General features: G+C 43.3%; 14 protein-coding genes. 4 read left to right on the forward strand and 10 right to left on the reverse strand.

Going from position 1 to position 12,732, the window contains the following annotated elements; genetic code table 11:
• Positions 1-47: 47 nt before the first annotated feature.
• Positions 48-1,556, reverse strand: a complete 1,509-nt coding sequence (locus AC20OE_RS17260; RefSeq protein ID WP_487269048.1) for a class I adenylate-forming enzyme family protein — start codon at positions 1,554-1,556, stop codon at positions 48-50.
• A 262-nt stretch (positions 1,557-1,818) separates the two neighbouring features.
• Between AC20OE_RS17260 and AC20OE_RS17265 the strand changes: the two genes are divergently transcribed.
• The gene (locus AC20OE_RS17265; protein ID WP_039176203.1) at positions 1,819-2,256 is read left to right on the forward strand and encodes a MarR family winged helix-turn-helix transcriptional regulator; all 438 of its coding nucleotides are present in this window, start codon (positions 1,819-1,821) and stop codon (positions 2,254-2,256) included.
• A 21-nt stretch (positions 2,257-2,277) separates the two neighbouring features.
• On the opposite strand, the gene AC20OE_RS17270 is transcribed toward AC20OE_RS17265, so the two are convergent.
• The 4 genes from AC20OE_RS17270 to AC20OE_RS17285 all read right to left on the reverse strand — a co-directional run bounded on the left by AC20OE_RS17270 (position 2,278) and on the right by AC20OE_RS17285 (position 6,764).
• Positions 2,278-3,411: a zinc-dependent alcohol dehydrogenase gene (locus AC20OE_RS17270; RefSeq protein ID WP_047203435.1), complete on the reverse strand. Its 1,134-nt coding sequence runs from the start codon at positions 3,409-3,411 to the stop codon at positions 2,278-2,280.
• A 158-nt stretch (positions 3,412-3,569) separates the two neighbouring features.
• Positions 3,570-4,592 (reverse strand): quercetin 2,3-dioxygenase, encoded by a 1,023-nt coding sequence (locus tag AC20OE_RS17275; RefSeq protein ID WP_487269049.1) that lies wholly within the window; start codon positions 4,590-4,592, stop codon positions 3,570-3,572.
• Positions 4,593-4,672: 80 nt separating this feature from the next.
• Entirely contained in the window at positions 4,673-5,245 is a 573-nt protein-coding gene (locus tag AC20OE_RS17280) for a TetR/AcrR family transcriptional regulator (RefSeq protein WP_224930128.1), read from the reverse strand.
• Positions 5,246-5,282: 37 nt separating this feature from the next.
• The gene (locus tag AC20OE_RS17285) at positions 5,283-6,764 is read right to left on the reverse strand and encodes an amidase (protein ID WP_247544628.1); all 1,482 of its coding nucleotides are present in this window, start codon (positions 6,762-6,764) and stop codon (positions 5,283-5,285) included.
• Between the two features lie 187 nt (positions 6,765-6,951).
• Here AC20OE_RS17285 and AC20OE_RS17290 point away from each other — a divergent pair, with 187 nt between their 5' ends.
• Positions 6,952-8,565 (forward strand): S8 family peptidase, encoded by a 1,614-nt coding sequence (locus AC20OE_RS17290; RefSeq protein ID WP_039176194.1) that lies wholly within the window; start codon positions 6,952-6,954, stop codon positions 8,563-8,565.
• 38 nt (positions 8,566-8,603) lie between these two features.
• On the opposite strand, the gene AC20OE_RS17295 is transcribed toward AC20OE_RS17290, so the two are convergent.
• Positions 8,604-9,140 carry a ribonuclease FAU-1 family protein gene (locus AC20OE_RS17295; RefSeq protein WP_058837252.1) on the reverse strand — a complete coding sequence of 179 codons (537 nt, stop codon included), beginning with the start codon at positions 9,138-9,140 and terminating at the stop codon, positions 8,604-8,606.
• A gap of 113 nt (positions 9,141-9,253) precedes the next feature.
• On the opposite strand from AC20OE_RS17295, the gene AC20OE_RS17300 reads away from it, so the two are divergent.
• Positions 9,254-9,457, forward strand: a complete 204-nt coding sequence (locus AC20OE_RS17300) for a hypothetical protein (protein ID WP_039176190.1) — start codon at positions 9,254-9,256, stop codon at positions 9,455-9,457.
• Between the two features lie 58 nt (positions 9,458-9,515).
• On the opposite strand, the gene AC20OE_RS17305 is transcribed toward AC20OE_RS17300, so the two are convergent.
• Positions 9,516-10,052, reverse strand: a complete 537-nt coding sequence (locus tag AC20OE_RS17305) for a GNAT family N-acetyltransferase (protein WP_461199036.1) — start codon at positions 10,050-10,052, stop codon at positions 9,516-9,518.
• 213 nt (positions 10,053-10,265) lie between these two features.
• On the opposite strand from AC20OE_RS17305, the gene AC20OE_RS17310 reads away from it, so the two are divergent.
• Positions 10,266-11,483: a multidrug effflux MFS transporter gene (locus AC20OE_RS17310; protein WP_268464123.1), complete on the forward strand. Its 1,218-nt coding sequence runs from the start codon at positions 10,266-10,268 to the stop codon at positions 11,481-11,483.
• A gap of 68 nt (positions 11,484-11,551) precedes the next feature.
• Here the strand turns inward: AC20OE_RS17310 and AC20OE_RS17315 are convergent, their stop codons facing one another.
• From AC20OE_RS17315 to AC20OE_RS17325, 3 genes are read right to left on the reverse strand one after another with little or no spacing between them, the layout of a single operon-like run.
• Entirely contained in the window at positions 11,552-11,722 is a 171-nt protein-coding gene (locus AC20OE_RS17315) for a hypothetical protein (RefSeq protein ID WP_268473073.1), read from the reverse strand.
• Entirely contained in the window at positions 11,719-12,306 is a 588-nt protein-coding gene (locus AC20OE_RS17320) for a DUF1700 domain-containing protein (protein WP_372556188.1), read from the reverse strand. The genes AC20OE_RS17315 and AC20OE_RS17320 overlap by 4 nt, the downstream gene beginning before the upstream one ends.
• Positions 12,299-12,616 (reverse strand): PadR family transcriptional regulator, encoded by a 318-nt coding sequence (locus AC20OE_RS17325; protein ID WP_039176181.1) that lies wholly within the window; start codon positions 12,614-12,616, stop codon positions 12,299-12,301. Before AC20OE_RS17325 ends, AC20OE_RS17320 begins: the two co-directional genes overlap by 8 nt.
• Between the last annotated feature and the right edge of the window lie 116 nt (positions 12,617-12,732).

Consider the following 12,732-nt stretch of genomic DNA (forward strand, 5'->3'; position numbering starts at 1 on the left):
TTAGAAAAACAAAAAATCATTCAAATTTCATTATAGCAGAATAGGTACTAAGCATTCACAACCAATTCACGTAAATCTTTCTTCATGATTTTACCAAGCTTGTTTTTTGGCAGTTCACTGATGAAATGAATGGATGGCACTTTGTAATCGGCCAAACGTTCCTGACAATAGTTCACCACATCTTCTTCGCAGAAATCGGCGGATTCGTCTTTTATGATATATGCACTTGGTACTTCACCATATAATTCGTCCGGCACCCCGATGACAGCTGATTCAATCACACCCGGAATTTGTTCAATGACTTCTTCTACTTGATCTGGGTAGATATTATCTCCGCCGTATAAAATCACATCTTTGTATCTGCCTGTGATAAATAGAAAACCGTCTTCGTCTAGATAGCCTGCATCTCCCATATGGAACCATCCATCTTTGAGTACCTTCGCAGTTGCGTCAGGCTGATGATAATAGCCTAAGAAATAAAACGGACTTCTCATGACGACTTCGCCAATTTCTCCAGCTGGCAGTGTTTCCTCTGTCTCAGGATGAACGATTTTCACTTCTACATCTGGATCCACTTTACCAGCAGAGCCCATTTTATCCTCGCCCATCGCAGGATGCCACGCACTGACAACCCATGCTTCCGTGCTTCCGTAGCCATGCATCATCTGAATGCCTGCTTCTTTGTAGTCCTTAATCAAACGGACCGGCACCTTCGTACCACCAGAAATCGCAATTTCAAAGGATGAAAGATCATACGAACCGCGCTTCATTTCTTCCAGCATGTACGTATAAGCTGATGGGAAAGCCATCATGAACGTAATTCTTTCTTTTTCAATTGTTTCTAAAATGCGCTTCGGTGTTGCATCATGTAAGAAGACAAGCGTATACCCTTCAATCGCAGCGGCGATCAGGTGATTAATTGAACTCATATGATACAGAGGGTGACTCGCTAAATACCGCTTTCCTTTCAAGTCAAATCCTCGATTCCCACGTCTTGTTAAAAATTGATAGATTCGTCCATGTCCGACCATACAGCCTTTTGGATTACCCGTTGTCCCAGAGGTAAATAAGATCATCGCTAGATCCTCCTCTGATACCTCTTCTGCAAGATCACTGCCATCATTTGAAGCCAATATATCTTCAAACAGCTGCGTTGTTTTCGCATCCACACCAGATTCTACCATGAGACAGTTGTCTAAAGGCACATCCACCGCAGCGATAATGTCACGGAATTCTCGATCAAAGAATAAAGCCTTTGGCTCTGCTTTTTTCAAAATCCCTTCCAGCTCAAAAGAAGTAAGCTGCCAGCTAAGCGGAACTGCGACTGCACCTGCTTTAATGGCTGCCAGCATAATCGTTGAAAAGTGATGATGGTTTTGACAAATAAAGCAAACGCGATCGCCTTTTCGAATTCCTTTTTGATGTAAGTAATGAGCGAGCTGGTCGATGCGTTTTGCATATTCTTCAAATGTATAAGACACACCTCCGCCAGTTACCGCCTCAATTTGTGAAGAGCGTTCCATTCTGTCGTTTAGTAATGCCTGTAAAGTATTCAATATCTTCATCTCCAAACGTTTGATTTCCAATAGCCAATTTCCAGCGAATTGGGTTGGCAGATTTTATCTCATTCACATTCTAAAATAAAAACAGCTGAAAGTAAAATCATTTCATTTTGGAATTGTTCTTTTTATTAATTGATAATATAGGTAATTTTATAGCCGTCTTCCATTTCGGTTTAAATCATGATGATTATTATGATAAGATAGACCTAGTAATTGATCGGAAAATGCGAATGCAATAGGAAAAGAGGTATGGAGAATGCAACATTTCGAGCTAGAGGCAAGTTTGTTAGACCATGCACTGACAAAGTATTTAAAGGCGACGAAACAATTAGATGAAGAAAATATTCCGAAAAACGTCACGAATGTTAAAGGATTTATTTTACGTATCATCTACCGCCATCAATCATGTACTGTGAAAAATATTCTTCAGGAAGTTTCATTATCTCCCTCTGCAACAACCACCGCTCTCAATCACTTAGAAGACGAAGGGCTGATTATCCGCTCTCGAAATAATAATGACCGCCGTACTGTATGGATTGAACTCTCTGAATTGGGTGAACAAATTGCTAAACAAATGATCGACAATCGCCAGCTGCTTGTGAATCAATTGTTCAACCACCTTTCAGAGGAAGATAAAAAAACATTTTTTGAATTAATCGAAAAAATGATGGACGAGCACACATTAAAGGCTTAGGAATACTCCTAAGCCTTCTTTTTATGGCTTTAAGACGACCTTTATACAATCATCCTGTTTGTCATTGAAGATGTGGTACGCATGAGCAGCTTCATCTAATGGCAATTTGTGTGTGATAATGGCTCTAGGATCAATTTCACCGCTTGTCACTTTTTGATAGAGTTTTGACATGTATCCTCGAGCAGGGGCTTGGCCCATTTTCAAGGTGACGTTTCTTGCGAAAAAAGCACCTAATGGGAACATATTGTACAGGCCGCCGTACACACCCGTCATCTGCACTGTTCCGCACTTGCGAACGGCTTTTGTGGCAATTTGAATGGGTCCGATCGTTCCGCCTTGCAGCTTGAGCTTTTGCTCAATTTTTTCAAGCGGCGACTTCTTCCCGTCCATTCCCACACAATCAATCACAACATCGGCCCCGCCCTTGGTGAGCTCCTTTAACGTTTCTCCCATGTCGGGATCTTCTGTAAAGTCAAAAACCTCCACGCCGCTCATCCGTTTTGCATGCCGCAGGCGGTAATCGATGTAATCCACAGCTATCACACGTTCCGCCCCTTTTTGCCAAGCAAATTGCTGTGCCATTAACCCAACAGGTCCGCAGCCTAGCACGATGACCGTATCGCCTTTTTTCACACCTGCGTGCTCTACGCTCCAATAGGCGGTTGGCAGGACATCTGATAAGAACAGCAATTGTTCATCCTCCAGCTCACAATCCTCTGGGATCTTAAACGGGGTGTAATTTCCAAAAGGTACGCGTAAATACTCTGCCTGTCCTCCGGGATAATTCCCATATTTCTCGCTATAGCCAAAAAGTCCACCCGAGTCGTAGTGCGGGTTTGAGTTGTCGCATTGGCTTTCTAAGTGATGATCGCAATATTGGCATTTACCACATGCAACTGTAAATGGAATGACGACACGGTCTCCCTTTTTTACAGCTGTGACATCCGGGCCAACTTCCTCCACAATCCCCATTGGTTCATGCCCAATCACATAGCCGATTGGAAGCGGGAAATTCCCCTGATACAAATGTAAATCTGATCCACAAATTGATGTCGATGTTATCCGTATAATCACATCTTCTCGATCTTGAATCGACGGTGCATCTACTTTTTTCACTGCAATGCTATTTTTCCCTTGATAAGTAACGGCTCTCACATGCATTTCCTCCTTTAGCTCAAGTCATCTTTACATAGCTTCACCTTGAATGAATGCTTCATTCATCAAATGAGAAATTTATGTGGAGGAGGCAAAAAACAAAAAAAGCCTGTCGATTGTTTCGACAGACTCATAATGTTGTGTAACGCGTTACACACTTATTCCTTTTCGACAAAAAACAAATCATATTGAGTTGAAGTCTCCCGATTGAACATGAAATTCCCTTCTTGAATAAAATAGGGACATATACTTTGTCTTGGAGATTCTTCAAACTGCTCATACACCTGCTCAATTTCTCCTGGTAGCAGCAAAACCAACATTTTATTTGAATGAGACATAAATTCATAAGAGTGAATCGTATCAGGCGGGATATAGGCAAAGTCACCCGGCATCAAGCAAATATCTTCTCCATTCAAATGAAGGTTCATTTTCCCTTCAACACAATAGAGGGCTTCAGTATGAACTTGATGATAATGCGGCGGGAAATATCTTCCCTTCGCTCCTTCAACCACAAAATGACTGAATCCGCCCCCTGTTGTTTCTACTGTTGCAATCAGCTCATGAATCTGACCATCAATGATGTATTGCTTCCCTTCACCAGCCTCTAATACATAGGGCTTTATTTCGTGAGGGAGCTGACTATGAAATAAAACGGGGGGCTTGGTTGTATTGGACAGTTCTCTGATTCCATGCATCAGGATGATATCGCTTTCTTTTTCAGTCTGCTGAAAACTGGCTGCATCGAAAGCATGATTCATCATAGAACTTTCATTCTGAAAAAGCCTCTTCCCAATTTGCTGATAGACATCTGTCATTTTTCCGCCCAGCGTATATGAAATAAATCTTGTTTTATGACTATGCATTCTGTAGCCATGAATCGTTTTGGGCGGGATATGAATATAATCAAAGGCAGTTACCATGTATTTTTTACCGTCCAGCATCACTTCAAGCTTTCCTTCCAGCACAAAAATGGTTTCAAATAAGTGCTCATGACAGTGCAGCGGGAAATAAGCTCCTTTCCCACCTGTGATTAAGGCAAGCTCAAACAGCTGATTCGTTTGATTTGCTTCTGCCAGCATTTGAACAAGCTGATTCTCGAGCCCATACAGTTTTCCTGAACCAGACATGGTATAAAAAGAGGTACCTTCGGATTGCTTGATCGATTGCGGTTGCTCCGACATCCCATCACTCCTCATGACGAATTGACTATCTATATTATATAGACCAATTGATATAATAGATAGACAATATGCGAGAGATTTTACTCTTCTCGCATAAATAAGTGTCTAAGGTAACTTTTTACGTGTTCTAAAGGAGTCGTTTGTTTGAGTGCAGTCGTCATCGATAGACCACCGATTACCATTGAGTGAAGGAGAGAAGCCAGCTCATCCGCTTTGTTTTCTTCATACCCGCTGTTCATTAGCTTTTCTTTTACAAGCTCCTGCCAGCGGATCATTTCTTGTTTGCATGCGGCATGGAGCTGCGTGTTTTCCGGCTTTGACTCTGCCGCCAGCAAGACAATTGGAATCCCTCTTTCACTTTCTTTCTCCATAAATCCTCGAATGATATTTGTCATAAAACGATCGATGGCGATATACGGATCATCCGAATAAGCAAAGCCTTCTTCAATTTGATTGATGACCTTTTGACTAATGTATTCAACAGATGCAATGGCCAGCTCTTCTTTTCCATTTGGAAAGTAATAATAAAGAGAGCCTTTAGGTGTGCCGCTCTCTCTGATAATTTGATTCAATCCTGTCGCATGGTATCCCTGTTTACGTAAAAGAAGTGCTGCCGTTTGAATGATTTTATCCTTCGTACTCACGTGTGACACTCTTTTCCCTCCATAGACCAAAGTCGCTTATCATGCGTTATCGATTTAATTGACTAGTTCCTTTCCAAATCGAGGATGTCTCCATTTCCGCCGCAAGCCTGAGCAGCCAGTCCTCTTTCCCTTTAGGCGCTGTCACCTGTACCCCTAAAGGCATGCCCGCGCTAGTGAGATGAACAGGTACACTCATTGATGGCTGACCTGTTAAGTTGGCAAGCTGTGTAAATGGGGTGTAGGTCAAGCTCTTGAGGAACATATCATAAATAAGATCCTGCTGTGCTTGCATTGAAAGAGATGACACACGTAAAAGTTCGGCTGTTTCCTGATCTGAATGCATAAGCTCACCAACCTTTGGAGCTGAATAGGCAGTAGCTGGTGTCACATAGAGATCGTAGGTTTGATGAAATGACGCCATTTGTGCAGCAGCCCGATCCCACGCATCAAGACTTTCTGTATAAGCAGCTGCGGTCACATTCTTGCCAGCCTCCGCCAGCACCCATGCCACGATGTCCGTTTCCTCCGGCTTTACTGGACGCCCTAAGGAACGAGCCAAGGAAGTGAATAACGCAGACATTTCTCCACTGTTCATCACGTAATATTGCTGCATGAGATGAACCCCATCAATTTCCGGCTTGGCTTCTTCTACTTGATGACCTTGCTCACTCAGCCATTTCACTGTTTGCTGAACCGCCTGCTTCGCTTCCTCACTGACCTTCGTGCCAACTGGAGATTCTACACTGTAAGCAATTCGCATAGAAGATGTACGTTTCACCAGATCCTCTTGGTAACTGCCATCGTATAACGGAGTTTGGAAAGCAGCTTCGGGCTGAATGACTTGAAGAAGATCAAGAAGGGCTGCACTGTCCCGCACGGTTTTTGTGAGTGTAAAGTCGATGGAAGCCCCTTGCCACTGCCTTCCTGCGCCTGGGCCTACCGGCGTTCTTCCCCGCGTAGGCTTAAGACCGAACAAACCGGTAAAGGAGGCTGGAATCCGAATGGAACCACCGCCATCACTTGCTCCGCCAGCAGGTACAATGCCGCTTGCAACAGCTGCTGCTGTCCCGCCGCTTGAGCCGCCTGGAGAATAGTCCGTATTCCAAGGATTTCTCGTTGGCCCATGTAACGCAGGTTCCGTCACATTTCTTAAACCGAATTCCGGTGTATTTGTATGCCCAATCATGAGAAAACCAGCCTGCTTCAATCGATCAACAAAGTGCGAATCCGAGTTGGCTTTTACATCCTTTAACAGCAAAGCGCCTGCTGTCAGCGGTTCGTTTTTAATCCCTTGTGATATATTTTTCAGCACAAACGGAACGCCTGCAAATGGCTGATACTCATGTAACTCCTTGATATCTTTTAAAACTTGATCTTGTCTCGTCTGTATCACAGCGTTTAGTTCTGGATTGACCTCATTCAATCTATTAAATGCAGCCTGCATAAGCTCCTCGGGCGTTACCTGCCTATTCCGCACAAGTGCTGCTAAGCCAGTCGCATCATACGTCATATACTCTTTTACGTTCATCAGCATGTCCTTCTTTCTCTTATCTTGATGTCTCTATTGTCTACTAGAATTCTATGAATTTCAATTTCAGGTTACTAGTAAAAATAACTTTCTCAACAAGACGACAATTCTACTATCCCATCCCTCTGCTTTCTCCGATATAATAGAGAAAAAAAGACCGAGATCATCGGATGAGAGGAGCCACGCCTTGAAAAGGAAAATATTGATCGTCATCGCGTTTCTTCTTGCGCTGACAACTGCTTTGCCCTTCCATTCGCAGGCAGCTGCACCGTCAAAAGAAACAGATGTTATCATCGTCTATAAAAATCAAAAAGGGAAACAAACAGCTATTGAGGAAAGTGAGAAAGTGAACGCACAGTACATACATCTTCCCGCGGTCGCTGTGACAGCAGATGAACAAGCGGTCACCTCACTCAAAAAAGACCCAAACATCGCTTACGTCTCAAAAAACGTAAAGGTTAAACTCGCAGCTTCTACTGTGAAGAAAACAGCCGCTGCTACTAATCAGGATGCATTGGTACAAAAATCTTACAACCTGCAAAAACTCAATATAAAACAAGCAATAAAAGAAGGCGTCACTGGTAAAAATGTAAAAGTAGCCGTTTTAGATACTGGCATTTTCTCACACGAGGATTTAAAGGTAGCCGGCGGTAAATCATTCGTGAACTACACATCCTCTTATAAAGATGATGAAGGACATGGCACACATGTCGCCGGCACGATTGGTGCGCTTAATAACGATTATGGAACAGTTGGCGTCGCTTCTGGTGTGAAGCTGTATGCTGTGAAAGTGTTAGATAAAACGGGAGAAGGCGATCTATATAGTCTGCTTCGAGGCATCGATTGGGCGATTACCAACAAGATGGACATTATTAATTTAAGTTTAGGCTTTGAAGACAATATCCCCATCTTGCGTTCAGCAGTGGATGAAGCCTATAAAAAAGGACTACTTGTAGTCGCTGCAAGCGGAAATGATGGGAAAAAGAATCATATTAGCTACCCTGCCGCTTACAATAGCGTCATTGCCGTATCTGCAACGACTGACAAAGACAAACTCGCGTCTATCTCGAATACAGGGAAAGGGATTGAATTTTCTGCCCCTGGCCAGAACGTCATCAGCACTTATTTAAAAAATGAATATTGGTATGCAACGGGTACATCACAAGCTGCACCGCATGTCACAGGAATGCTGGCACTGTTAAAGCAGCTTCATCCGAAGAAAACAAATGCACAGCTTCGCACTTTATTGCGCAGCTATACAGTGGATCTTGGTGCAAAAGGGAGGGATCCACAATTCGGCTATGGCCGCGTGCAATATGTGCCGCAATCCTCCTTTTTAAAGGCTGCTGCCAGTGCTGTTAAAAAAGCCGAAACATCTAAAAAGCAGGAAGATGTCAATCAAGCCAAAACAAGAATTGGCCGGCTCACTGCAAGCAAACAAAAAACAGCACTCACAGAACGGGTGAAGAAAGTCCAAGCAGCCATTGATATCCGCTCGGCACGTGCAAAGGTCAAAACAGCCGAAAAAAACAAAACACAGGGCGCTATTAAAAGTGCTCAAACGGCCATCAAAAAACTAAACAAAGGCAAAGAAAAAACAAGCCTGCAAAACCGGCTCGACAAAGTCAAAAAACAAGTCGCTTATCAAAAGAAAGTGACAGACGCTAAACAAAAGGTCAAAAAAGCGGAAGCGAAACGAACAAAGAAAACAAAAGCAGCGGCCCAAAGCGCTGTCAAACAGCTAAAAGCCTCCAAAACAAAAACCAATTTACAAAAACGATTAAACCGTATTAAGGTTTAACAAAAAAAACGATTCCTTTCAGCGAGGAATCGTTTTTTCTATTTCAACATCGGCTCAAACAAACTGTGATGATATTTTCCTTCGGCATCTGCCCTCACTTGATCGAGAATGCTTTCTAACGAAGCCATCACACCCTTTAATGCCCGATGCACCGAACCGTGTTCAAAATCCGCTAAACTCTCCGGCAATTCATCTTCATCCAGCACAAAGACATCACCATTCGGAAGAACGAGTAGATCAATAATGAGATCTTCAAACATGACCAGCTGGCCGTTGAACTGAGTATCTCCCACCATATTAAGATAAGATCCTAGTTCCTTCCCTTGATCATCTCTCCAGAAATATATGTTGTAAGGACGATCCTTCCAATAATAGGCAGTCGTATAGCTTCCTTTAGGAATGGTTAGAGCACCATCACCTGCCCTCATCGTAAACGGGTCTTCAATTTTGTGAAACAGCACAGCCTGCTGCTTCTGTGCGTCTAACAGCTGACAGGTATGTTCCACAACTTTTTGATCGTATTTGATTTTTCTCTCGATGACTTCATCCCAACGATCCGCATGCAGCGAAAACAATATGTCACAACTCCCTCTAAACACTCGTTTCTTTCTAGTATACACCGATTTTTTTTGAAGAAATAAAGGATTGCGCTTTTACTTCTGGAAGATGAATGATGAGGTGAAAAGAAATGAACGGAATCACGATTCTTGAAAACTTTACACAGCTTGGACAAATCATCCTCATGATTTGCGGCTTTGCCCTTTATTGGCAGCTAGTGAAAACGAAGAGAGAACGAAAGCTGTCTCCTTATGAGCGCATGTTAAAATTCTTTGTCATGTTCGGTTTCATCTCATGGGGGGTATCATATTGGGCGCTGGCACTATGGGCATAAATTGAAAAAAGGAAGAGCTGCCCATGGACGTAAGCTCTTCCTTTTGCTGCACGTTATATTATGAACCTGCTGGCTGTTCTTTCTTGATCACATATTGATAGCTCTTGACATGCGTCCCACTCGAGCTCACAAAATCTTTATCAAGCGCACGCTCAAAGCCCATTCTTTCATATAGGCGAATGGCGGCCTGCATTTTATCAGATGTATGCAGATACAGGACATTTTCGCCCCATGATTGCGTTAGTTCAATACTTTTACGCAGCAAGGACTCTGCAATTCCTTTTCCCCTCACATCGGGCTCTACTCCTAAAAACCGGACGATGGCTGATGTAATGCCCATTTCTGGATTGTCATATGCTTGCTCTGATGAACGGAACATTTGAAGCGTCCCCACAACCTTGCCATCAAGCTCCGCCACCAGCATCAGCTCCATGTTCGGATTATCTACAGCTGCTGCAAGCGCGGCAGAATAATCTTGCCAGCCTTCCTCTGTAAATTGAGGCGCATACTGTGCATAGGATTTGATCAGCACGCTCCTGATGGCCTCATGATCTTCTTTGACTGCTTGACGAATGATTAGCTCTTGCTGCTTCATGTCAGCACCTCCTGCTCTCTATTAGTGGATATACGTATCATGCAATCACTGCATGTGATAGCCTTACTCTTTTCTCTACTCATTCAATGTAAAGAGTCTCATTCGAAAGATCAATCATTTTGCACGGAAACATCTTTGAAAATTTTTCATTGAAAAGGAACGCTTGATTCATTATGCTGTGTTGAGGAAGTATACGAGGAGTGTTGTCATCATATGAGTTCTTTATCTTATCCCCAAGAATCGAAAAAAAATCGATTTCTCCTTGCCGCATTGCTTGGATCTTTAACAGCCCTTGCTCCGCTGGCAATGGATATGTATTTACCTGCATTGCCTCATATTGCTCGTGATTTTGAGGCAAGTACGGCGCTGTCCCAATTAAGTCTCATGGCTTGTCTCATTGGACTGGCGCTTGGCCAGCTGATTGCAGGCCCGATCAGCGATACGATCGGCAGAAGAAAACCGCTGATGATTGGCTTGATTATCTTTATAGCGGCATCACTTCTTTGTACAGTGGTCACATCGATTTGGATGTTCATTCTTCTTAGATTGATTCAAGGACTTGCTGGTTCAGCAGGCATTGTGATTGCACGAGCTATCGTGCGAGATCATTATGAAGGATCAGAAATGACGAAATTCTTTGCACTGCTGATGTTAGTCAACGGGGTGGCTCCGGCAGCAGCACCTATTGCGGGCGGACAAATTTTACGCTTCACGACATGGCAGGGTGTATTTGTCCTACTCGGAATTCTCGGGGCATTGATGCTGCTGAGATCCATCTTTTCACTGCAAGAAAGCTTACCTGCGGAGCGTAGACAGACCGGGGGCTTTCAACAGATTGCAGGCGCGATGAAAATTTTAGCCAGTGATCGTCTCTTTGTTGGATATGCACTCTCACAAGGTCTTGTATTCGCAGCGATGTTTGCTTATATTTCCGGGTCACCGTTTGTGCTCCAGGATATTTTTAACCTTTCTCCACAAGGCTTTAGTGCGGCCTTTGCGGTGAATAGTCTTGGGATCATCACAGCTGGACAAGTATTTGCCCGAGTCGCTGCGAAAATTGGTGAAGAGAAAGTCCTTCGCATTGGATTGCTGACAGCTGCGGTAGGGGGAGTCACTTTATTTTTCATGATCTCGATTGATGCAGGATTGTACGGTATTCTCATTCCGCTGTTTTTTGTGGTATCAAGCGTTGGAATTGTCGGCACCTCTGCACCGTCTCTTGCGATGCAGCATCACGGGGCACATGCAGGAAGTGCTGCTGCACTGATCGGTGTGGCGCAAATGCTGCTAGGCGCTTGCATGACACCTCTTGTCGGACTAGCCGGAAGCCAAACAGCCTTTCCAATGGGTCTGATCATTATGCTTTGTGATCTAGGCGCACTTTGCTGTTATTTCTTCTTTGTGGCCCGAGCGAAAAAAAGACCCGCATAAGCGGGTTTTAGACTGTTGACAAAGGGCTAAAATGATCTTGATTTTAGCCCTTTGTCTTTTTTCATTTATTACGGCTTGCTCCAATTGATGGTGCGGAACACGTTGCTCTGGTCATTGTTGTGATATGCATCTAGATCAAAGCCTGATATGCCAAAACCAATTGCCATGACAATTCCTCCGGCAACGGTGAGGATGATCCCCCATTTGATGACTTGCTTTTTTAAATCGTTCACGTTCATACTCTCACGACCTTCTTTTTAAACATTCCGATGAATGCCTTAGTGGTTTGAATAGTTATTTGCACAAATAGCTTTGTCAAATACGCCGTGGCTATGCCGCTTAATAATCCGACACCTAATAGAAAAATACCAACGCCAATCTGCGTCACCACCACATGCAAACCGTCCTGAAAGATAAATGGAGAACCAATGATGCTCCAAAAACCTCCGAGCAGACCAACCAGCGTCACTGTACCCGTCACGAGTGGAATACACCAAATCACCATATACACAGAAAGAATCAACAGGAAGACTGTTGCTAGAATACTGCCCCATAACGGAAAGCCTAAAATGAGAATGGAGAGTCTTGTGGCTTTTTCTCCAAACGTCGGCACCTGAACGGTTTTTATTCCTTGTTCCTTCATAATTCCTTCAGCGATCATAGCAGGCTGCCCGACTTGTTGAACCGCTTCCTGTTCACTGTAGCCATCTTCCTGATAATCCTCAATCATTTCATCGTAGTATTCGATAAACCGATCACTATCTTTGTCGCCTAGAAGATGCAGATGCTTCTTTAGGCTGCTTAAAAATTCTTTTTTATTCATTGCCCTGTCCTCCAGAAATAAAGTCGTAAATCGCCATCACCTGATCCCATTCCTCTAAAAACTGCGCCATATGCTCCCGCCCGCTTTCTGTCATGCGGTAGTATTTTCTTAATCGACTGTTATGTTCCTGGGAATAGGTCTCCACATAATTGTTTTGCTCTAAACGCTTTAAAATCGGATACAATGTCGATTCTGAAATCTCAATACAACGGGACATATCTTTAATGATTTGATAACCATAGGAATCGCCTTTCTTTAATACCGCCAGTACACAAAACTCCAGTAATCCTTTTTTTAATTGTGCATTCATGTTTACAACTCCTAACTCTTTATACTATACATTACATAGTATTGTGTGACAAGAGGTATAGAGAATAAAAAAAGACCCTTTTTCGGGTCTTTTAGCTCTTTGTCTTATTTTCATTT

The sequence above is a fragment of the Bacillus sp. SRI_025 genome, assembly GCF_057592095.1.

What these genes read in the sequence shown, in the direction of transcription:
- AC20OE_RS17265 (WP_039176203.1), top strand. Translation starts at nt 1,819, where the DNA reads ATGCAACATTTCGAGCTAGAGGCAAGTTTGTTAGACCATGCACTGACA.
- AC20OE_RS17315 (WP_268473073.1), bottom strand. Translation starts at nt 11,722, where the DNA reads ATGAACGTGAACGATTTAAAAAAGCAAGTCATCAAATGGGGGATCATC.
- AC20OE_RS17275 (WP_487269049.1), bottom strand. Translation starts at nt 4,592, where the DNA reads ATGTCGGAGCAACCGCAATCGATCAAGCAATCCGAAGGTACCTCTTTT.
- AC20OE_RS17285 (WP_247544628.1), bottom strand. Translation starts at nt 6,764, where the DNA reads ATGAACGTAAAAGAGTATATGACGTATGATGCGACTGGCTTAGCAGCA.
- AC20OE_RS17325 (WP_039176181.1), bottom strand. Translation starts at nt 12,616, where the DNA reads ATGAATGCACAATTAAAAAAAGGATTACTGGAGTTTTGTGTACTGGCG.
- AC20OE_RS17320 (WP_372556188.1), bottom strand. Translation starts at nt 12,306, where the DNA reads ATGAATAAAAAAGAATTTTTAAGCAGCCTAAAGAAGCATCTGCATCTT.
- AC20OE_RS17305 (WP_461199036.1), bottom strand. Translation starts at nt 10,052, where the DNA reads ATGAAGCAGCAAGAGCTAATCATTCGTCAAGCAGTCAAAGAAGATCAT.
- AC20OE_RS17310 (WP_268464123.1), top strand. Translation starts at nt 10,266, where the DNA reads ATGAGTTCTTTATCTTATCCCCAAGAATCGAAAAAAAATCGATTTCTC.
- AC20OE_RS17300 (WP_039176190.1), top strand. Translation starts at nt 9,254, where the DNA reads ATGAACGGAATCACGATTCTTGAAAACTTTACACAGCTTGGACAAATC.